We start from the raw sequence: 20,113 nt of genomic DNA on the forward strand, positions 1-20,113 counted from the left end.
CTAAGCCACCCGGCGCAGGCGCGCGGGCCGCCACGCGGCGCACACTGCGGGCATGACGCACAGCATCCGGGCCACCCTCCGCGCGGTGGTCACGCACCCGGACGGGCGGCGGGTCGCGGCGGTGAGCGGCGCCCTGCCCGCGGCGGTGGTGGCGGAGAACACCTTCGTGGGGCGCGGCCTGACGAACGCCTTCCCGGCCCTCTCCCCCTGGCTGGCCCCGCTGCGGCGGCTGCATTTCGCCCGGCTGGGGGAGGACCCGGACGGCACCCTCGTGCGCGAGGCGGTGTGGCACTTCGACGCGCCGCAGGGGCTGACGGGCGCGGCCTGGGTCCTGCCGGGCGAGTTGCCCGAGAACGAGCGGGGCTGGGCCGAGGCCGCCCTCATCCCCGCCCCGCCGCACAGGCCCCCCTTCGCGCGGGTCGGCTGGGCGGCGGGCGCGCTGGCGTGGCTCGACGAGGAACTGGGGGAGCAGGGCCTCACCCGCGCCGGACCGCCCGAGCCCCTCAAGCACTGGGGCATCAGCGCCCTGTGGCGGGTGGGGTTGGAGGGGGGCGGGGACCCCGTGTACCTCAAGGCCGTACCCGCCTTCCTCGCGCGGGAGGTCACGGCGACCTGCGTGCTCTCGGGCGAGATTCCGGGAGCGGCTCCGCCCGTCCTCGCCGCCGACGAGGGGCGGGGGCTGCTGCTGATGGGGCACGCCGGGGACGTACCGGGTGAGGATGATGACGGCACGGCTCTGGCCGCCCACCTCGCGCGGGTGCAGCGGGCGAGCGTGACGGTCCTGGCCGAACTGCGCTCACGGGGGGTACCCGACCACGGCCCGGCGTGGGTGGCCGCGCTGCTGCCCGAACTCCTGCGGAGCGACATGCTGCTGCTCGGCGAGGAAGGCGGCCTGACCCCCGCCGAGGCCGCCCGGCTGTGGATGCTGGAGGGCCGCTTGCACGAGGCGTGCGTCCGGCTGCTCACCTCGCCGCTGCCGGAGGTGGTCGGCCACGGGGACCTCCACCGGAACAACGCCGCGCGGAAAGGGGACGGGCGCTGGACCCTCCTCGACTGGTCTGACGCGAGCGTGACCCACCCCTTCCTCGACGCGGACCCCCTCTACCTCGCCCCGGAGGGCGCCTCCCCGGGGACGCTGGAGGCCGCACAGACCGCGTACCTGACGGTCTGGGCCGACCTCCTGCCCGTGGACGAGGGACGGGCGTTGATGCAAGACGCCCGGCTGGTGGGCGAGGTGTACCGGGCGTTGGGGTACACGCACGGCATCCAGCCCCACATCGAGGACGAGGACGAGATGCGAACCTGGCCCCTCGAACACCTGCGGCGGGTGCTCGAACGGGCGGAGGCGCCCGTTCCACCTGCCCCCATGCCCGGGCAGGTGTCGCCCACTCCCTTGCCCTGACCTTCACCCGGCCCTGCGCCCGCCGCGGACCCGTGGGGGGAGGCCGCTATGCTGGGGGCGGAGGCGCGCGTGCAGGACCCCGACAAGGTACAGAACCGGCTGGTGGCCGACCGCAAGGTGAGGGCGGTCGCCCAGACGGGGAGCCACGGCACGGAGGTCGCGTGGGTGGGCAGCCTGCCGACCCTGGTGACCTTCGAGCGCGGCCTGCTCTCCCACCAGACCGAGACGCGCGCCGGGGTGACGGTCGAGCGCTTCCCCTTCGAGAAGCTGGAGGGGTGGCGCGAGTGGGACGTGGCGCGCGAGGAAGCGCCCCTCGCCCTGCTCGCCACCAGCCGCGTCGTGTATGACCCGACCGGGTACTACGGGCGCATTCAGCGCACCCTCTGGACGCTGAACCCTGCCCAGCTCGCCGCGCACCGGGAGGAACTGCTGGGCCGCGCCGCCGCCCGGCTGGACACCGCCCGCCGCGAGTACACCGGCCCCGGCCACGGCCCGCAGGAGCAATTGCTCGCGCTCGCCGAGGCGCGCGACGTGGCCCTCTCGCTGCTGTATCCGGCGCTGCTGACCCATACGCACGCCTGGCCCGAGTTCGAGATTCGGCTGCCGCACGCGTGGCGGGCCGCCGCCGGACTGCGTTTTCCCAAAGCCGTCTACCGCCTGGAAAACCTCTACGGCTTCGGCGGCGAGGACGAGGCCCGGCGGGTGCTGCTCGCCACGCGCGGCCTGGGCCTCGTCGAGCAGGAGAAACGCGCCCGCGCCGCCTTCCAGGTCGGGTACTACGACGGGGCGGTGCGCTACCTGCGCGACGAGACCGCCCGAACCCACCGCCCCGATCTGGAGCGCTGGACGTACATCTCCAGCGCCCGGCGCGACAAGCTCGGCATCCTGCTGGGCGTGACCCGCAGCCCGCTCGGGCCCGCCGCACTCGCCATCGCGGGGGAGTTGCTGGCGGACGCGCGGGAGGGGCGCTGATTGAAGGGGCTTCAGGAGGCCAGCAAGATGTCTTGGAGGCCCGGCCCGTTCACCCCCTCTGCGAGTCATAATCCCCCTCTCAAGGGAAACTCGCAGAGCTGCGCAGCAGAGGAGCTAAAAACAAAGGCTTTTTCCTACGCCAGCGCCTCCCAAGCTGCCTGCACCGCCGCCCCCCGCTCGAAGCGCAGCCCCAGGCTGGCGAAGCAGTCTTCCAACATGCCCGCGATGCCCAGCGCGTCGTAGCGGTCGGCGTAGCCCAGGGTGGAGACGCGGAACACCGTGTCCTCGTGCGGGGCCTGGCCGGGCAGGGCGCGCTGGCCCATCTCGGCGAGGCGGGCGCTGACCTGCCGCCCGCTGAGGGGAGCGGGGGGCCGCAGCACGGCGACGGCGGGCGTGGTGCGGGGAGCCCAGGCGGGGGCCCCGAGGGCCGTCCCGGCGGCGACCAGGGCGTCCGCCTGCCTGCGCTTCTCGGCCCACAGCACGTCCAGAGGCACGGCGATGAGACGGTCGAGGGCCAGCGACAGCGCGCAGATCAGGTTGATGGCGGGGGTCTGGGGCGTGTTCCCCGCCTTCTGGCCCCTGAGCTCGCGGGTGAGGTCGAGGTAGAAGCCGCGCCCCGTGTCCTGAATCATCCGCCCCTGCACCTCGGGGCTGAAGAGGACGAAGCCCAGGCCGGGGGGCGTGGCCGTGCCCTTCTGGCTGCCGCTCACGATGGCGTCCACCCCCCACTCGGCGGGCCGCAGTTCCGCGACCCCGTAGCTCGTCACGCAGTCGGCGATGACGATCAGGTCGGGGTTGTGCGCCCTCGCCGCCCGGGTGATCGCCTCCAGGTCGTGCAGGGCGCCCGTGCTCGTCTCGGAGTGGGTGATCAGGAGGGTGTGGGCGTCCTTCGCGGCGTCGGCGACCTCGCCCGGGTCGAGCACGTCGCCCCAGGGCCGGGCCACGACGGTCGTGTCGTAGCCGAGCCGCCGCGCCATCTCGCCCCAGCGTTCGGAGAATTTGCCCGCCTGGGCGTTCACCACCTTCGCGCCCACGGGGGTCAGGCTCACCAGGGCCCCCTCGAAGGCCCCGGTGCCGCTGCTCGTGGTGATCACGGCTTCGTAGGGGGCGCCGAGGAGACGGGAGAGCTTGGCCCGGGCCTCCTGCAACTTCTCGACCCCCTCCGGCGCGCGGTGGTGCATCTGCGGCTGGGCGAGTTCGAGGAGGACGCGCGGCTCGACCTCGACCGGGCCGGGGGCGATCAGGCGGCGGCGGTTGAGGGGGAGGTGGGCCTCAAAGTCCGGCGCCGTGGTGGGGCGGGCGGGGGCGGTGTCGGTCATGCTCCGCATCGTAACGGCGGGCGGATGGGTGGGCGTGGGGCTCGTCTGGAACCCTCAGCCCACCCGCAACTCGTCCACGCCCGGCCCCGCGCGGTCGGCGAGCAGCGCGGCGGCGACGGCCTCGGGGGCGAGGGCTCCGCGTGGGGCCCGGCCCACCTGCGCCCAAAGGGGCGTGTCCACGGCGGGCGGGAGCACCAGGGTCAGGGTCTTGCCGCGTGTCTCCAGCCGGGCAATTTCCAGGGCGCGGGCGACGGCGGCCTTGCTCGCCGCGTACTGGGAGAAGCCGCGCGCGGTGACGAGTTCAGGGCGGGCGCCGATCACGTACAGCCGACCGCCCTGGGCGAGCCGGGGCAGGCCGTACTTGAGCGTCCACAGCACCCCGAAATAGTTGGCGTTCCACACCGAGCGCACCTTGGCCGCGTCCGCCTCGGCGAGGGGCTGGGGCAGGGCGGCGCCCGCCGCGTACACGACCGTCTCCAGGCCGTCCAGGCCCCCAAACAGGGTGCGGACGTGGCTCTCGAAGCCCACGTCGAGGGGGTAGGTGTGCGCTCCGAGTTCGGCGGCGAGGGGCTGGAGTTTTTCCCCGTTGCGCCCGGCCAGGGTCAGCGGGGACTGCCCTGCGAATGAGCGGGCCACTGCCGCCCCGATTCCGCCCGTTGCTCCGATAATCAGCGTGCCGCCCTGGGTGGTCATGGGCTCAGTGCAACATGGGGAGGCACGGTTGGGCTGTAGGGAGGGATGCAGAGGGGCCGGGCGACTTGCGACGGTTGGCCCCCACCCCCCAGCCCCCTCCCCCCGGGGGGGCAGGGGGAGCGGCGCTGCGCTGGGCAAGGACAAACGGGCGGCGCGGGTGGACGGGTCCTCCTGAACGGAATGTGTGATCTTGTCGCGTCTTAGTCGCGGGTCCACCGTCTCGCTGCGCGAGCAAGGCGGGGCCGTGGGCCAGGACCGTCCACCCTCGGCCACTCAACGGGCGTCCGGAGAGACGTTTTGAAAAGCGCGAAAGCTCCCACTCTTTTTTTCCCTCTCCCCCCGTGGGAGAGGGCCGGGGTGAGGGGGCGTGTGACCATCCCCACCACCAGGAAGATGCCTCCTTCCCCTTTCCCCAGCGGGCAACTCGCGGACTTCTGGGGCGACGCCATCTCCACCCCTTCCCCGCCTCACCTCAAACCGGCGTCCCGCTCCCCCCCAGCGCCTCCTCAATCCGGCCCAATCGGCGGGTGGCGGGGGCGAGGGCCGTGACGACGGCAGCGACGAGGATGACCGCGCAGGCGGCGGCGTGGGTGGCGAGGGTGTCCAGCGGCAAGAAGGCGAGGGAGATTCCCGAGAGGGCGGCGAGGCCGATGGAGACGGCACTGAGGTCGAGGAACGGGTGGCGGGTGACGCGCGAGGCGTTCCAGCGCAAGAAGAGCAGGGTGAGGCACGCCAGGGCGAGGGGCCAGGCGACAAGCTGGCGGTTGATGACGTCGCGGGCGCCGTTCTCGTCGGAGATGCCGTGGCCGAAGCCCACCGCGAGCATCACGATGCTGAGGGTGAAGGGCAGGTGCCCGTAGAGCCACGCGAGGAGCGACCCGACCCGCCCGGCCCGGTGCGCCGCGAGGACAGGCAGGGCGCGGGCCTGCTCGAAGTACAGCCGCCACATCGCCACGGCGGCGACCAGGGCGAGCAGCGAGGGGGCCTGCTCGAACCAGCGCAGCTCCTGCTGACGGCTCCCCGCCACGACCTCGGTGACGATGCCGCCCAGCGCGATGATCTGGAGGAGGCCTACCCGCTCGGGCAGGTGTTCCTGGTGCGGCAGGGCCCCTCGCTGGCGGGCGCGGCCCAGGATGGGCGTGAGCACGTCGATGGTGAGCGCCACCCCCCAGGCGAGGAGTTCCGCCGTGCCCTGGAGGAAAGCGCTGGCAAACCAGAAGAGGGCCGCGGCCCCGAAGCCCAGCACCTGTCCGCGCGCGAAGGCGGCCCCCTGCGGGTGGGTGCGCAGGGTGAGCAGGTACATGCCCACCAGCACGAGGCGATTGGCGGTGTAGGCGAACCCGAAGGCCATGCCGGTGTCGCTGAGGTCGCCGCGCAGGGTGAGGGTCAGGGTCCCCAGGGTCAGGAGCTGCACGAGCGTGCCCCAGCGGTAGGCGCGGCTGTCGTTGCCGTAGCGCGCGGCGAAGGTCGTGTTGCCCGCCCAGGCCCACCACACCGCCGTGAACATCAGCACGAACACGAGGAGGTTGCCTCCCGTGGGCGCGTCCCCCAGCCGCTTGGCGAGCTGGTCGAAGGCCGTCACGAAGATCAGGTCGAAAAACAGCTCCAGCCAGGTGACCCGCTGCTCGCCCGAGCCCTCCGGCTGCCCGGTCTCGGAGGCCCCGTCCGGCGAGCGGTCCTCGATGTGAACGTCGCTGGGCCCCCCCTGGGGACCACCTCCCTCGAAACGGGCCGTCAACGCAACCTCCCCAGACCCTTGCGGATCAGGGCGTCGGCACTCTGGGCGGGATCGGCGGCGAGGAGTTCGGCCACCACACTCCGCACCTGGCCCTCCCGGAAGCCCAGCGCCAGCAGCGCCTCGATGGCGTCCCGGCCCGCCGTACTCGTGACCGGAGCCGCCCTCACCCCGTCGGGCGTGACGGGCGCGGCGAGGTGGTCGGGCACCTTGTTCTGGAGTTCGAGCACCAGCCGCTCGGCGGTCTTCTTCCCCACCCCCGAGACGCTGGAGAGCAGCTTCACGTCGCCCGTCAGGAGCCCCTGGGCGATGGCACTCACGGGCATGGCGGAGAGCAGGGCGAGCCCGAGCTTGGGGCCCACCCCGCTCACGCCCGTGAGCAGGTCGAAGAGGCGCAGGCTGTCGGCGTCAGAGAAGCCGAAGAGAAGCTGGGCGTCCTCGCGGATGACGTGCCGGATGTTTAGTTCCGCCGGGGCCTCCACCGCCAGTTTTCCCAGGGTCGAGGCGGGGCAGAAGACCTCGTAGCCCACCCCCCCCGCGACGATCACGGCGCTGGAGTCGCGCACCTCGCGCACCACGCCACTCAGGTAAGCAATCACGCCCCGGATTCTAGGGGCCTGGCCCTCAGGGGAAGGGAACGCCCCCCCGATTCGCGCCCGGCGGGGGGGTTCAACCGGGAAGCAAGTCAGCATCCCGCCGCCCCTCCTCCCTCGCCGCCGCACTTTCCCCCGAGGCACTGCCCCCGGGCGGCAGGCTGGTCTCCCTGCCCGCCTCCAGGGGGGTCAGGGCCTCCACGATGGCGGCGGGGTCGCTCGCCTGCATCATCACCTCCGCCTCGGGGTCAAGGCGGTTGTGGACATTGGGAAGGTCCCGGCGCAGTTCTTCGAGCAGCTCGATGATCTTGGCGCTGCGCTGCTCGGTCAGCAGGGCGATCTGGAGGGCCAGTTGCGCCCGCTGCTCGTTGATCTGGCCCTGCCGCGCCTGCGCCACCAGCACCACCGTGGTCACCAGCAGGCCCAGCAGCCCGAACACGTCCTGCATCCATGGGAAGGGCGGGGGGTCCCAGGGCGTCTTGCCGTCCCACTTCAGGCCGAGGTTCGTCCCGATCCACAGCAGGCACAGGGCGAGGAATCCGGCCACGAACGCCGGGCGGCCCACCAGCGCGCCGATCTGCTCGATGGGACGGTGCAGCCGGGTCAGGCTCTCCTCGGCCCGCGCCTGCAAGACCTGGTTGACGGCGATGTTCTCCTGGATCAGGGCCTGGACGGTTTCTTCCCGGGGTCGGCGGCGCCAGCGCGAAAGGCTCTTTCGCATATCCGCCCATGCTGACCCTCCCCGCGCCCGGGAACATAGGCACGGACAGCGTTTGGGGGCGGCCCGCCCTTCAACGATCCCTTAGCCTTGGGCGGTCCTGGCGGCGAGCGACGTCCGCACGTCCGTCTGCCCCAGCCGCACGTGGTGGTCCTGCCCCTCCCACCCCGCCGCCGTGTGCCGGGTGAAGTCGAGGGTCTCGTGGCCTTCCAGGTCCCCGGGGCTGAAGGTCACCCCCCACAGGCCGAAGGGCAGGGGCACGGCCTCCCGGTCCTGCGCCTCCTGCCAGCCGTCGAAGCCGAAGTGGAGGGTGAAGGGCCGGTCGTCCTCGATCAGGAGCAGCAGGCCGGGTTCGAGGTGGGGGACGGGCGCGGCGGGCCGCCAGTGCCGGACCTCGGCGGGAAGGGGCTCGCGGTAACGCTTCTCCACCTCGCGCAGGAGTTCGGCGGGGCGACCGGTCTGCGTGGCGTGCAGCAACTTCAGGAATTCGGCGTGCGCCCACAGGAGGGGCATCGCGCTGCCGTTGGGGCGGCCCGGGTACAACCCCCGCTCGGGGATGGGGGGCCCGTTCCAGACCTGCTCGGGCAGGAGTCCCCCCGGGCTGGAGCAGCGCAGCAGCGCGTCGAGGTAGGGCATGGGGTCCTCCCCCGCCTGGAGGGCGAGGTGCCCCCGCTCGCCGCTCAGGAGGGGCCACAGCCGCCCCACCCCGTGCCCGTCGTACGCCGAACCGTCGTCGTGTTCGCCGTAGCCGTCGCCGTTGTAGCGGTGGTAGAAGGTGCCCGTGGGCGTCTCCTCGGCGAGGAGGTGGTCCACCACCCGGACGGTGTTCCGGATGCGCGGGTCGGTCGCCGAACGCAGGCCCAGGCGCGGCAGGTAGGAAAAGTCGAGGCTGACGAGGGCGGACGCCTCGATGCCCTGGCCCTCGCGGTTTTGGAGGGTCACCTGCCCGGTGAGGGTGCCGTCGCGGTCGGGCGGGGCGAGGCGCACGTAGTAGCCGTCCACCCCCAATTCGCGGCCCAGCGGCGTGCCGGTGACGTAGCACAGGCTCTCCAGCCGCTCGTTCCAGTCGTCGGCGAGGCCGAGGGCGTGGTGCCGTTCCTCCTCCTCCAGCCAGCCCGACCCCGCGACGAGGGCGGCGATGGCGACCCCCAGGGTGAAGGGGTTCACCCCCGCGTTCTCCTCCCAGCGGTCCTGGTCGCTGGTGGGGCCGGTGCGGGCCACGAAGGCGAGCGCCCGGCGCACCATGTCGCCCGTACCCTCCAGCTCGGGCTCCCCCTCCTCGCGCAGTTTGGCGGCGAGCAGGACCGGGAAGGCGGTCTCGTCGAGCTGCACGCCGTGCCAGAAGCCCCGCCCGTCGGGGTAGTAGTTTTGCAGCCAGTGGCCGTCGGGCTGCTGGTTGGCGATGAAGCCCGCCAGCACCCGCCGGGCGTCCTCGCGCTGGTGGCAGGCGATCAGGCCGAAGGCCGCCAGCGTCGCGTCGCGCGGCCAGACGAGGTGGTAGCCGCCCAGCGTGTCCGTCGTGTCCCCCCAGGGAATGCTCAGGCTGGCGACGAGAGCGCCAGGGTACGCCCGGTCCTCGTGGATTTTGAGGACGGTGGCGCTCAAGAGGGCTTCGGCTTCTAACTCGGGCGTCGGGGCGTCGAGCTTGAGGGCACCCCCCCATCCCTCCCAGGCGTGCAGGAAGGCGCGGCGGGCGGCCTCGTCCCCCTCGGCCAGGCTCGCGCGGGCCAGCCCCTGCGCCCCTTGCACGTTCAGGGCGAAGCCCAGCGCGATCAACCCGGACGGTTCCCCCAGTTCGGCGGTGAGGGCGAGGTTGCCGTTCTCCGCCCGCCCGTACGCCCAGGTCAGCCGCCCGTGCGCGCTCAGGTCCTGCCAGCCGTCGGAGAAGCCCACGTATCCGGCGCTGAGGTAGGTCATCGGCCCGCTCGCCAGCAGGGCGACGGCCCGCTCGCCGCTCGCCGCGAGCAGCCGTTGCCCCTCCACCCACGCGGCGCTGTCATGCCCGCTCGGCGTGAGGTGGGGGGAGAGGAGGACGACCAGCCGGTAGGGCCCGCTCAGGGCGTAGCGGATCAGCACCACGTCCCGCACGGGGTCGGGCAGCACCTCCAGGGTCAGCTCATAGTCCTCGCCCCGGTGGAGGATGGTGGGAAGGGGGAGGTACGGCTTGGGCATGGAGAAGACGTAGCGCCGCTCCCGCTTGAGGTCCACCCACCCCGACTCGCCCACGAGATAGAAGGTGAGATCGCGGATTTGCGGCTCGCCGGTGGAGGGCCAGTAGACCTCGTTCAGGGCGCCGTGCCCGCCTGTGACCCACACGCGGGAGGCGCCGAGGGCGGTCGTCACGAAGTCCTTGTCGCTGCTGGCCCAGGTGGGGGGCAGGCCGGGGGCCCCGGGGGCTAGGCCCTGGGCGGGTTGGGGCTGGTCGGTTTTGGTGGAAAGCTCCGGATCGGGGGTGCCGGGGGTCGGGGTGTCGGTCATGGGGCGCCCTCCTCATGGCGGGTCGGCGGGGGTCGAGGACCAGCCCCACGCGTTCTGCTGCGTCTTGGACGGACTTCGGGCTGTGGCCCCACCGTACTCCCGCGCCCCGCCCTCCGCCAGAAGGCGGACTTTCATCCGTCCTGCCAGGGCACGTACACTGGGGGCATGACCGTCACCCGCGAGCAGACCATGCCCATGCGAATGCCCCCGCGCGCCTGACGAGATCGGGAGGGGCGGGGTGCGGAGGCGAGCATCCCGCCCCTTCTCTTTCCTCCAGGCGCAGCATTTTTGCTGGTAAACCTGTAAACATTTTTACTTGCAAACATGTTTTTCGTATCTTGGAACGGTTGCCTGACCCCAACTCCGACCAGGAAGGCGAGTCAGGCGGGGAGAAGCGGCACATGACCAGATCACCCGAGCGAGAGTTTTACATCACCACCGCCATCGACTACGCGAACGGCGCCCCCCACATCGGGCACGTCTACGAGAAGATCCTGGCCGACGCCATCGCGCGCTACCACCGCCTCGCCGGGTTTGAGGTGACCTTTCTGACCGGCACCGACGAGCACGGCGAGAAGATCGCCAAGGCCGCCGCCAAGGCCGGACAGACCCCCCAGGCGTTCGTGGACCACCTCTCCATGAGCGCCTTCAAGGGCCTGTGGGACCGCCTAGAAATCAGCTACGACGACTTCATCCGCACGACGGAGGGGCGCCACAAGCGCTTTGTCACGGACATTCTCCAGCGGGTGTACGACGCGGGCGACATCTACTTCGCCGAGTACGAGGGCCTGTACTCGGTGGGCGCCGAGCGGTACGTGACCGAAAAGGAACTCGTCGAGGGCGGTGACGGCGTACGGCGTTACCCCGGCGACAAGGACCCGCCCGAGCTGCGGCGCGAGGCGAACTACTTCTTCCGCATGGAGAAGTACCAGGCGTGGCTCCTGGGGCACATCCAGAGCAATCCCGAGTTCATCCAGCCCGCCGGATACCGCAACGAGGTGCTGGAGATGCTGCGCGAGCCCATCGGTGACCTGAGCATCAGCCGCCCGAAGTCGCGCGTGCCGTGGGGCATCGAGCTGCCCTGGGACCCCGACCACGTAACCTACGTGTGGTTCGACGCCCTGCTGAACTACGTCTCCGGCCCCGTCAGCCGGGGGATGGGCGAGGAGACCATCGGCCTGGCGTGGCACGTCATCGGCAAGGACATCCTCAAGCCGCACGCCGTCTTCTGGCCGACGATGCTCAGGGCGGCGGGCCTGCCGATCTACCGCAAACTCGTCGTCCACAGCCACATCCTCGCGGAGGACGGGCGCAAGATGGGCAAGTCGCTGGGGAACGCCATCAACCCCGAACAGCTCGTGAACGAGTACCCGGTGGACGCGATCCGCTACACCCTGCTGCGGGAAGCGACCCTGAGCGCGGACAGCCCGTACGGCGAGGGCATCCTCGTCTCGCGGCTGAATTCCGACCTGGCGAACGACCTGGGCAACCTGCTTTCCCGCACCGTCAGCATGATCCAGAAGTACCGGGGCGGCGTGATCCCGCAGGCGCACGAGCCGGGCGAACGCGAGCACGGCATCGAGGCGGCGGCGCTGGCCCTGCCCGGCGAGGTGATGGGGCTGGTGCGCGACCTGAAGGTGAACATGGCGATCGAGACGGCGATGAACTTCGTGCGCGACCTCAACCGCTACATCGCCGAGAGCGCGCCGTGGAACCTCGCCAAGTCGGAGGAGACGGCCCGGCGCTTAGACACCGTGCTTTACACCGCCGCCGAGGGGCTGCGGGTGGCGAGCGTGGCGCTGGAGGCGGTCATCCCCGGCAAGGCCAGAGGGCTGCGCGGGCAACTCGGCCTGGGCGGGCAGTCCTACGCCCTGACGGGTGCGTGGGGCCTGACCCCTGCCGGAACCCGCGTCGTCGGCGGCCCGATCCTCTTCCCCAAGCCCGAGGCGCGCGAGAAAGAGGAGACCGACCCTCCCACACCCGCCCCCAAGAAGGAGAGAAAACCTGTGACCCAGCCCAGCGACCAGCCCCAGCCCGCGCCCACGCCCAGCCCCACCCCCGCCGCCACCGAGCCCGTCATCTCCATCGACGACTTCGCGCGGGTGGACCTGCGGATTGCCGAGGTGGTGGGCGCCGAGGCCGTCGAGAAGGCGGACAAGCTCCTCAAGCTCACCGTGCGGATGGGCGAGGAGACGCGCACGGTCGTCAGCGGCATCCGCAAGTGGTTCGCGCCCGAAGACCTCGTGGGCCGCCGGGTCGTTCTCGTCGCCAATCTCAAGCCCGCCAAGTTGCGCGGGATCGAGAGCCAGGGCATGATCCTCGCCGCTGAGGACGACCAGGGCAACCTCGACCTGGTGGGCACGAGGCTCGACCTGCCGACCGGGACGAAGGTGCGCTGAGCGGAAGGACGGGAGCGGCCCACCTTCCTGCCCGGTGGGCCGCTCCTGCGTTATCTGGACTGTCCCCCTGAGCGGAGCGAAGGGTCTCGCCTACCAGGCCGAGATGCTTCGCTCCGCTCAGCATGACACCGCTTTTGCGTCGAAAGCTCTACAGGCTCACGTCCTGCCCGAGCGCCCGGAACAACCGCTCCCGGTACTCTTTCCCGCCTACCTCGTACACCCCCAATCGGGCGAGGTGCGGGTTTTGAATCTGCGCGTCGAGGAGCGAAAAGCCCCGCGCGTGCAGGTGTGCGGCGAGGTGGACGAGGGCCGCCTTGCTCGCGTTCGGAAGGCGGTGAAACTTGCTCTCCGCGATGAAGGCGCCGCCGAGCGCGAGGCCGAGCACGCCGCCCGCCAGTTCGCCGTCCCGCCACACCTCGAAGGAGTGCGCCAGCCCCGTGCCGTGCAGGTGGGTGTACATGTGGGCGAGGGGCGGGCTGATCCACTCGCCGTCCCGCTCGGGCGCACCCGGCAGGTGGCCCCGGCAGCCCTCCACCACGTCGGCGAAGGCCGTGTCCACCCGCACCTCAAATCTCCCCAGCTCCCGCCGCAGCCGCCGCGCGACGTGCAGGCCCTCCGCTTCCGTCAGGGGCACGAGCGCCCGCCGCTCGACGGCGTACCACGCCACGCCGCCACCATTGTCCATCAGGAAAGCACCCCCCGCGTACCCCCGCGCGACCTCGCGGGTCAGGGGGTCGGGGTGGTGGAGGAAGAAGCGGGCGGAGGGCATAAGGTCAGTGGGGAGTGGTGAGTGGTCAGTGGAAAAGGACGAAAGGCGGAGGCCGGAGGCAGGTCGGGGCGGGCACTTCACCCACTGACCACTTACCCCTTCGGATACAGCACTGCCTGCGTGCACCGGAACACGGCCATAACCTTGCCCTGCCCGCTCCTCACCTCCGCGTCCCAGACCTGGGTGGTGCGCCCGGCGTGGACGGCGCGGGCCTCGCAGGTCACAAGCCCTTCGCGGGCGGTGGAGAGGTGGTTGCTCTTGAGTTCGATGGTGGTGAAGCCGCTCGCGCCTTCGGGAAGCAGCATCCGCGTGCCGTAGCCGCAGGTGGTGTCGGCAAGGGCCACGACGGACGCCGCGTGCAGGAAGGTGTTCGGGGCGAGGAGTTCGCGGCGGACGGTGAATTCACTTCGCAGCAGGCCCCTTTCCGCGTGGGTGAAACGGATGCCGATCAATCCGGGCAGCAGCCCCTCGCCCATCGTGTTCAGTTGCTCCAGGGTGGGCAGGTCGGGCATGGGGAAGAAGGTAGCAGCAATGGGCCCTGAGCCGTCAGCTTCCGGTCCTGGCTGACCGCTGACGGCTCCCGCCTCACCTCGGCCAGATACGGTTCATCCACCCGGCGGGGTTGGTGGCCTCGCCGCGCACGCGCATTTCGAGGTGCAGGTGCGCGCCGTCGCTCAGGCCGGTCGAGCCCACCTCGCCGATCTTGTCGCCGCGCCGGACCTTCTGCCCCACCCTGGCGGTCACCCGGCTCTGGTGGAAGTACAGGCTCGTCAGGCCCGCCCCGTGGTCGATGATCACGAGGCCGCCGCGCACGGGGTACCGGCCCGCCACGACGACCGTGCCGTCGTTCACGGCCCGCACGGCGGTGCCGGTGGGCGCGGGGTAGTCGGTGCCGTAGTGGTACTGGACGGGCCCGCCCGCCACGTAGGTGCGGGGCTGCCCGAAGGCGCTGCTCTGGGCGCGGACGTTCACGGCAGGCTGGAAGGGCCGCGCCCATGCCTGGGGGGTGCGGCGGGTGTACGCCCGTTCGACGAGGGCCTCCTCCGCCTTGCGCCCCGGGTCCTGAAGCTTGCCGCTGATGGAGGGCGGCAGGTTGAGGTACTGGATCGTCTGGGTGAGCCCGGTGACCGGAATGCTGCCCCGCACCTGATCGCCGCCCACCTTGATCTCGTACACGACCGGGGTGGTCTTGCCGAGCACCACACGCCCCAACACCACGTACTCGCCCGCCGCGCCCGTGGGGATCAGCCACTCGTCCGGGCGGCGCACGTCCTCGCCGACCTCGCTGGGAAAGCGCACCGTCGCCTGCCCCGCCCGTGGCCCGCTCAGGCGCATCACGAAGGCGTCGCCCATCCGCAGACTCGTCGGGGCCGTCACCGTGACTCCCGCGACCTGGGCCGTCCCCACGGGCACGGGTTCGGGCAGGGGGGTGGGCGCAGGTGCCGCCGTCGTGGGGGGCGGAGTCGCGGGCGCCGGGGCCTGCGGGGCCGTCTCACCCGGCAGCCTTAGGGTCTGCCCGACCTCCAGCGAGGTGTTCTTGAGGCCGTTGAGGCGGGTGATCTCGGCGACGGTCGTGCCGTGCGTCCGCGCGATGCTGTAGAGGGTGTCGCCGGGTTTGACGGTGTACGCGCCCGCCACGCCCAGCAGGAGGGCGGCGGCGAGCAGGAGGGGGCGGCTCATGAGGGCAGAATAGCCGCACTCCAGGCGCAAGGTCTACCGTAAGGGCGGCGGGGAGCGCCCTCCCACACGGGGAAAAGCGGGGGGTGGGCTGAGCGTGGGGACGCTTCGCCCCACTCGGCATGACAGGCTGTGTGCGTTCCGGGCCCTACCCCTCCGCCGTGTCGAGCACCAGCGTCACCGGGCCGTCGTTCGTCAGGTCGAGGCTCATGTGGGCGCCGAAGACGCCCTCCCCCACCGGAACGCCGTGCCCACGCAGGGCGGCGTTGAAGCTGGCGTACAGGGCGCGGGCCTGCTCGGGCGGCGCGGCCCCGGAGAAGCCCGGGCGGTTGCCCCGGCGGGTGTCGGCGTAGAGGGTGAACTGGCTGACGCTGAGCACCCCGCCCCCCACGTCGAGCAGGCTGCGGTTCATCCTCCCGGCCTCGTCGCCGAAGACGCGCAGCTTGACGATCTTCGCGGCGAGGGTATGGGCCGTGTCGGGCGTATCCCCGGGCGCGACCCCGAGCAGGATCAGGAGGCCGGGGCCCGTCTCGCCCGTGACCTGGCCCCCCACCGTGCAGCGGGCCCGCGTGACCCGCTGGAGGACGGCGCGCACCCCCTCAGTTCCCCAGGCGGGCGCGCAGGCTGCCGATGGCGTCCGTCAGGAGCTCGGCCTCCGTGAAGTCGAGGTTGCCACGCGTCTTCTCGGCGAGCATGGTCAGGAGTCGCAGGGAGCGTTCGGCGGTCTGCCGGGCCCGGCTTTCATCCAGCAGGCCGTCGCGGGCGGCGCTGGCGGTGGCAGCGTTGAGGTCCCCCAGCGCGGCCTCGGCGGTCGCTTGCAGGGAGTTGACGAGGCCGACGAATTCGAGGTTGGGCATGGGGGGCAGTGTACGTGGGACGGAGCGTCCCGGGCGGAGGGGTCAACTCTCGGAAATCACCGAGCGGTCGGATTCTGGCTCGGCGGCCACCACGTCGCCCGGCAGGGGCTCGGGCGCGTCCGCCGCCTCCAGCCGTGCCTGCACCCGCCGCAGTTCCTCACCCAGGTCCGCTGCCGCGAGCGGCGCCGCGTTCTCCCCTGCCAGCCGCCCCCGGATGTCCCGGAGGAGGTCCCGAATCTCCAGCAGCACCTCCGCCGTGAGCAGGCCCGCCGCCCGCTCGTCTTCCGTCCGCCCATGATCCATACCCCAGCGTACCCGACCCGGACGCGAGAGACTCAGAACAGCGTGGGCTGCGTGCTCTCGGGTTTCGGCTGGGCCGTCGCCAGCCCCTCCGGCTCCTTCTCCCCGCGCAGCACGGCGGCGGCCTCGCGGATGTCGCGCCAGGTCAAGCTCTTGGGGCCGCCGGGGGCGCGGGTGTCCTGGCGCAGGAGGTAGGCGGGGTGGAACATCGGCATGAGGAGGGCCTCGTAGCTGCCGCCCCCGCCGTCGTCGTGCCGGTAGGGGTGCCAGGTGCCGCGCGTCTTGGTGATGCCCAACCGGGTGCCCAGAAGGTACTGGGTCGGCGTGTTCCCCAGGGTGAGGATCACGCGCGGGCGCAGCAACGAGAGCTGGGGCCCCAGCCACAGCCCGGTGCAGGCGGCGATCTCGTCGGGCTCGGGGGTGCGGTTGGCGGGCGGGCGGCACTTGACGACGTTGGTGATGTAGGCGTCCTGCCGCGTGAGGCCCACGGCCCCCAGAATCTTGTCGAGGAGCTGCCCGGCGCGGCCCACGAAGGGCAGGCCCACCCGGTCCTCGTCCCCGCCGGGGCCCTCGCCGACGATCAGGAGGGGGGCCGCCGCTTGGCCGTCCGCGACGACGACCTGGGTGCAGCCGGGCCGCAGCTTGCAGGCGGTGCAGCCCTTGGCGCGGGCTTCGAGCGCCCCGAGGGCGGCCATGTCCGCGCCCGTCACGTCCGCCTCCACCGAATGCGAGAAAGCATGGGCCACAGCGTACCGCCGCCCGGGAAGGAGCGGCGGCGACGGGGGCACGGTTGGGGGGGTGGGGCGCCCTAGCCGCCCGCCGCCGGGGTCTCGCCCGCTGGGGTGGGGGCGGCCTCTTCCGGCGCGGCGCCGAGTTTGGGCCGCTTGCTGCGGGCCTCGCGCCGGGTCTTGGGGTCGAGGCCGACGAGCAGGAAATAGTTTTCCAGGGCGTTCTCGCGGCCCTTGATGTCAGGGTGCTCGGGCTCGGGCGTGCCCGTCACGAAGGGCAGGCGCCGGTACAGGTCGAGGGCGTAGAGGGTCACCTCGTCGGGCGCGTGCTCCCCGGCATAGGCGCTCAGCTCGGCGTATACCTCGCGGCGGCTCTCCGCGTGGGTCAGGAAAGCCTGTGGGTAGGGCGTCTCAGGGGCACGCAACATGTCCTGGCGGGCGATGCGGCGGTAATGCTTCAGGCCCTGCAAGAGCTGGTCGGTGGTCATCTGTTCTTTCATGACTCCTCCGGCGGGAGAGGGGCGGGTCGGCCTGCGAGGCTGGCGCTGAGTATAGGCCGGGGGCGCTCCCACGGCCCGCGCCCTCCCCCTGCCCACCACCTCGCCCACCTCCCTGAGAATCATGAGTTTCGTAACCTGCGCCGGGACACCTTTGAGACCGTCTGTGACGACGGCTGCCCGGAACGGGCGGTCGTGAGCCCGGAGCTGAGAAAACTGAGTTGGAGTCGAATTCTTCTCGTTTCTGACGAGGGGATCAGGAAGCATAAAGACCGTATAGGCGCATAGCGAGGGCGTATTCGTCCAAGAATGAAGGGCAAATAAAATAAAGTCGGGTTAAACTCTCCCGGTCGATGAACGCGCTACGTACCCTCCTGATTGCCGGTGCCCTGACGAGTGGGGCCTCCCTCGCCGCCACGCACACCGTCAAACCCGGTGACACGCTTTACAGCGTCGCGCAGAAGTACGGGATGGAGCCCGTGCAGGTGATGCAGCTCAACGGCCTGCCCAGCCCTACCCTCCAGGTCGGCCAGACCCTGGAGGTCGGCGGCGCAGAGGAAGGTGCGTCCCCCACCCCGGTCGCCGCGCGTCCGGCCAGCCCCGCCGCGCCCACTCGCCAGGTGAGCGCCGCCGTGCCCCCCAGCGCGAGCGCGCAGGCCCCCGCGCCCCGCGGCGGCAGCGCCTTCATCCGCACGGCGGCGACCCGCTTCCTGGGCATCCGCTACGCGCTGGGAGGCACGGGGGGCCGGGGCCTGGACTGCTCGGGCTTCACGATGCGGGTCTTTTCGCAGCTCGGCATCCGGCTGCCGCGCACCGCCGCCGCCCAGTGGCGGATGGGGGCCAGCGTGAGCCGCCGCGACCTGCGCGCCGGGGACCTGGTGTTTTTCAACACCACCGGGCGCGCCGCCAGCCACGTGGGCATCTACATCGGCGACGGCCTGATGGCGAACGCGAACAGCTTCAAGGGCCGCACCGTCATCGAGCCCCTCTTCGGCAACGTGTACTGGGCCAGCCGTTATATCGGCGCCCGCCGCATCCTGAGCTGAGCCGCGACGAAGGGCGCGCACCGACCAAGCAACCCTGCCACCCGCGCGGGGGTGTTTTGCCTGGCAGAATTCTGGTGGTTGGAAGGAAGTTTCTCCCAAAGCAGGAGGGGGAGCAGGCCATTTCCCACTCCCCCTCCTCGCCTTTCCCGCTACTGCCGGATGACCTGGGCGTCTTTCGGCAGGGCTTTGAGCCCCGAGACGGTCAGGCCGCTGTTCACGCGGTAATTCGTGACATTCAGGTCGGCGAGGACCTTGTTGCCGTTCCCGACGAGCTGGACGCGGGTGGGGCGCCAGCCCGCCTCGGTGATCCACACGCGGGCGCGGTCGGTGCCCCCCGTGCCCTTGGGGGTCGCCTCGAGCTGGTAGACCTTGCGGCCTGCCACGGTGCCCGTGCCGATCAGGCGCACGTTGTAGGTATTCAGCAGCGTGGCGGCGTTCGTGAGGCCGGTGAAGTCCAGCCCGCCCAGGCCCGAGTTCGCGGCGGCGGTCTTCGTGGGCGTGACGGTGATCTGGTTGGTCAGGAAGAGGTACTGGCGAATCTCGTTCTTGTCCGCCACGACCACGTTGTCGGCGAGGGCGTCGGGGGCGGCGAACTGCAACCGGGCCACGCCCTGGGCCGGGATGCTCTTGACGGTGAGGTCGATTCTTTGGGGGGCGGTTTCCAGGGTGGCCGTCCCGCTCAGGCGGAAGGTCACGTCCTTGGCGGCCTTCTGGGCGGCGTCGACGCGGCTGAGGATGTCCTGGGCGGTCTGGGCACTCGCGCCGGACACGAGCACGGCGAGGGTGAGCAGGGAGAGAGCTTTCTTCACCCTGGGAGTCTTCCACCCCCCCCGATGAGAAGGACGCGCGGACGCTGACGGGGGGTTCACCGCCGCGGGGACGCGGAAATCAGGGCTCCTCCCCCGGCTCCTCGGGAGGTCCGCCCAGCGGGAAGGAGTAGCCCACCTGCGCCCCGAAGCCCGCCGATCCGTCGCGGAGCCGCCCCCCCCGCACGTCCACGCTGAGGGTGCCGCTCCCCGTGGGCACCCGCACCTCCGTCCCCACCCGCAGCGGCGCGCTCGCCGTCCGCCACGGCTCGTAGGCGACGTAGGCTCGCGCGAGGCTGTCCTCCCCGAGCACGTCGGGGGCGCTCAGGCTGCCCGAGGCACCCCAGGTGGCCGCCCCACCCGCCCCCGTCCCCGCGAGGGCGTCGAGGGTGAGCGTGACGCCCGACTCTGCCCCGTAGGTCACCCCGCCCGTCACGCCGAGCACGTCCCGGCCCGCCCGCGCCCCCAGCCGCAGGGTGACGCTTCCCGTGCGTTCGGTGGCGGGCTCGGCCTCCGGGTCGTCGCCCTCGGCGGGGGGCAGCACGCGGGTGAGGTCGCGCCGCCACTCCACGCCCGCGAGTGCCTGGGGCTGTGCGCCGAACTCGCCCCCCGCGACCGCGATCAGGGTGCGGCTGAGGCGGTAGCGGGCCGTCACGTCCGCGTTCCAGCCGCGTTCTCTGAGGTCGGTGGGGGCCAGCGTCCAGGCGGCGAGGGGGTCCACCGCCGTCGCCGCGGTGGTGAAGAGGGCGCCCCCCGCGTTCAGCGCGACCGGGCCGAGGGTCGCGTTCACCCGCGAGGCCAGCCGCACGCCTCCCCCCCAGGTGACGGCGGCGTCGGCGCTCGCCGCCACGGCCCCGACGAGGGGGACGCTGAGGCCCTGGGTGACGCCGACCTCCAGCGCCCGGTTCGACACGCCCGCCGCGAGGGTGCCCCGGCCCAGGGTCAGGTCGCTCACGCCGAAGCGCACGAGCCCGCCGTCCCACACCGAGGCGCCGCCGCCCCGGTACGTCACGCCGAAGTCGAGGTTCAGGGCACCCGCCCCGCCCGACAGCGCGGCGAGGGCGAGGGCCGTCATCATCCTGGTCATGGGGGGCAGCGTAGCCCGTTCGCGGGTCGTCAGGCGC

At 71.9% G+C, this 20,113-nt stretch carries 20 protein-coding genes; 4 read left to right on the plus strand and 16 right to left on the minus strand.

Going from position 1 to position 20,113, the window contains the following annotated elements:
* Positions 1-52 precede the first annotated feature (52 nt).
* Together A7B18_RS08230 and A7B18_RS08235 are read left to right on the plus strand one after the other, a co-directional pair.
* Entirely contained in the window at positions 53-1,402 is a 1,350-nt protein-coding gene (locus A7B18_RS08230; RefSeq protein ID WP_102126204.1) for an aminoglycoside phosphotransferase family protein, read from the plus strand.
* A 48-nt stretch (positions 1,403-1,450) separates the two neighbouring features.
* A complete protein-coding gene (locus A7B18_RS08235; RefSeq protein ID WP_245872792.1) occupies positions 1,451-2,374 on the plus strand; it encodes a hypothetical protein in 924 nt (307 codons plus the stop codon).
* Positions 2,375-2,508: 134 nt separating this feature from the next.
* Here A7B18_RS08235 and A7B18_RS08240 read toward each other — a convergent pair whose 3' ends face one another.
* The 6 genes from A7B18_RS08240 to A7B18_RS08265 all read right to left on the minus strand — a co-directional run bounded on the left by A7B18_RS08240 (position 2,509) and on the right by A7B18_RS08265 (position 9,910).
* Positions 2,509-3,693: an aminotransferase class V-fold PLP-dependent enzyme gene (locus A7B18_RS08240; protein ID WP_102126205.1), complete on the minus strand. Its 1,185-nt coding sequence runs from the start codon at positions 3,691-3,693 to the stop codon at positions 2,509-2,511.
* Between the two features lie 54 nt (positions 3,694-3,747).
* Positions 3,748-4,386 (minus strand): SDR family NAD(P)-dependent oxidoreductase, encoded by a 639-nt coding sequence (locus A7B18_RS08245; RefSeq protein WP_102126206.1) that lies wholly within the window; start codon positions 4,384-4,386, stop codon positions 3,748-3,750.
* 472 nt (positions 4,387-4,858) lie between these two features.
* Positions 4,859-6,124, minus strand: a complete 1,266-nt coding sequence (locus A7B18_RS08250; RefSeq protein ID WP_245872793.1) for a low temperature requirement protein A — start codon at positions 6,122-6,124, stop codon at positions 4,859-4,861.
* On the minus strand, positions 6,121-6,720 hold the full coding sequence (gene ruvA, locus A7B18_RS08255) for a Holliday junction branch migration protein RuvA (RefSeq protein ID WP_102126207.1): 600 nt from the start codon (positions 6,718-6,720) through the stop codon (positions 6,121-6,123). The genes A7B18_RS08250 and ruvA overlap by 4 nt, the downstream gene beginning before the upstream one ends.
* A gap of 70 nt (positions 6,721-6,790) precedes the next feature.
* Positions 6,791-7,435 (minus strand): DUF1003 domain-containing protein, encoded by a 645-nt coding sequence (locus A7B18_RS08260; RefSeq protein ID WP_102126208.1) that lies wholly within the window; start codon positions 7,433-7,435, stop codon positions 6,791-6,793.
* A gap of 81 nt (positions 7,436-7,516) precedes the next feature.
* Positions 7,517-9,910: a glycoside hydrolase family 15 protein gene (locus A7B18_RS08265; protein ID WP_102126209.1), complete on the minus strand. Its 2,394-nt coding sequence runs from the start codon at positions 9,908-9,910 to the stop codon at positions 7,517-7,519.
* Positions 9,911-10,311: 401 nt separating this feature from the next.
* Between A7B18_RS08265 and metG the strand changes: the two genes are divergently transcribed.
* Positions 10,312-12,309, plus strand: a complete 1,998-nt coding sequence (gene metG, locus A7B18_RS08270) for a methionine--tRNA ligase (RefSeq protein WP_102126210.1) — start codon at positions 10,312-10,314, stop codon at positions 12,307-12,309.
* A gap of 148 nt (positions 12,310-12,457) precedes the next feature.
* On the opposite strand, the gene aat is transcribed toward metG, so the two are convergent.
* The 8 genes from aat to A7B18_RS08310 form a co-directional block, all read right to left on the minus strand.
* Positions 12,458-13,078 (minus strand): leucyl/phenylalanyl-tRNA--protein transferase, encoded by a 621-nt coding sequence (gene aat, locus A7B18_RS08275; protein WP_102126211.1) that lies wholly within the window; start codon positions 13,076-13,078, stop codon positions 12,458-12,460.
* A gap of 92 nt (positions 13,079-13,170) precedes the next feature.
* The gene (locus tag A7B18_RS08280) at positions 13,171-13,590 is read right to left on the minus strand and encodes a PaaI family thioesterase (RefSeq protein ID WP_102126212.1); all 420 of its coding nucleotides are present in this window, start codon (positions 13,588-13,590) and stop codon (positions 13,171-13,173) included.
* Positions 13,591-13,663: 73 nt separating this feature from the next.
* Positions 13,664-14,758, minus strand: a complete 1,095-nt coding sequence (locus A7B18_RS08285) for a LysM peptidoglycan-binding domain-containing M23 family metallopeptidase (RefSeq protein ID WP_102126213.1) — start codon at positions 14,756-14,758, stop codon at positions 13,664-13,666.
* Between the two features lie 145 nt (positions 14,759-14,903).
* Complete coding sequence (gene dtd / locus A7B18_RS08290) at positions 14,904-15,350, minus strand: D-aminoacyl-tRNA deacylase (protein ID WP_102126214.1); 447 nt, start codon at positions 15,348-15,350, stop codon at positions 14,904-14,906.
* A 4-nt stretch (positions 15,351-15,354) separates the two neighbouring features.
* Positions 15,355-15,612 (minus strand): DUF1844 domain-containing protein, encoded by a 258-nt coding sequence (locus A7B18_RS08295; RefSeq protein WP_102126215.1) that lies wholly within the window; start codon positions 15,610-15,612, stop codon positions 15,355-15,357.
* Between the two features lie 42 nt (positions 15,613-15,654).
* On the minus strand, positions 15,655-15,915 hold the full coding sequence (locus A7B18_RS08300; protein WP_102126216.1) for a hypothetical protein: 261 nt from the start codon (positions 15,913-15,915) through the stop codon (positions 15,655-15,657).
* Positions 15,916-15,947: 32 nt separating this feature from the next.
* Positions 15,948-16,607, minus strand: coding sequence for a uracil-DNA glycosylase (locus tag A7B18_RS08305; protein ID WP_102126253.1), 660 nt, complete (start codon positions 16,605-16,607; stop codon positions 15,948-15,950).
* Between the two features lie 113 nt (positions 16,608-16,720).
* The gene (locus A7B18_RS08310) at positions 16,721-17,140 is read right to left on the minus strand and encodes a hypothetical protein (RefSeq protein ID WP_102126217.1); all 420 of its coding nucleotides are present in this window, start codon (positions 17,138-17,140) and stop codon (positions 16,721-16,723) included.
* 350 nt (positions 17,141-17,490) lie between these two features.
* Here A7B18_RS08310 and A7B18_RS08315 point away from each other — a divergent pair, with 350 nt between their 5' ends.
* On the plus strand, positions 17,491-18,183 hold the full coding sequence (locus A7B18_RS08315; protein WP_102126218.1) for a C40 family peptidase: 693 nt from the start codon (positions 17,491-17,493) through the stop codon (positions 18,181-18,183).
* A gap of 149 nt (positions 18,184-18,332) precedes the next feature.
* Here the strand turns inward: A7B18_RS08315 and A7B18_RS08320 are convergent, their stop codons facing one another.
* Both A7B18_RS08320 and A7B18_RS08325 read right to left on the minus strand, forming a co-directional pair.
* Positions 18,333-18,992, minus strand: a complete 660-nt coding sequence (locus A7B18_RS08320) for an outer membrane lipoprotein carrier protein LolA (RefSeq protein WP_102126219.1) — start codon at positions 18,990-18,992, stop codon at positions 18,333-18,335.
* Between the two features lie 79 nt (positions 18,993-19,071).
* Positions 19,072-20,076 carry a hypothetical protein gene (locus A7B18_RS08325; RefSeq protein WP_245872794.1) on the minus strand — a complete coding sequence of 335 codons (1,005 nt, stop codon included), beginning with the start codon at positions 20,074-20,076 and terminating at the stop codon, positions 19,072-19,074.
* Positions 20,077-20,113 lie beyond the last annotated feature (37 nt).

This window comes from Deinococcus planocerae, from assembly GCF_002869765.1.
GTDB classification, from domain to species: Bacteria; Deinococcota; Deinococci; order Deinococcales; family Deinococcaceae; genus Deinococcus; species Deinococcus planocerae.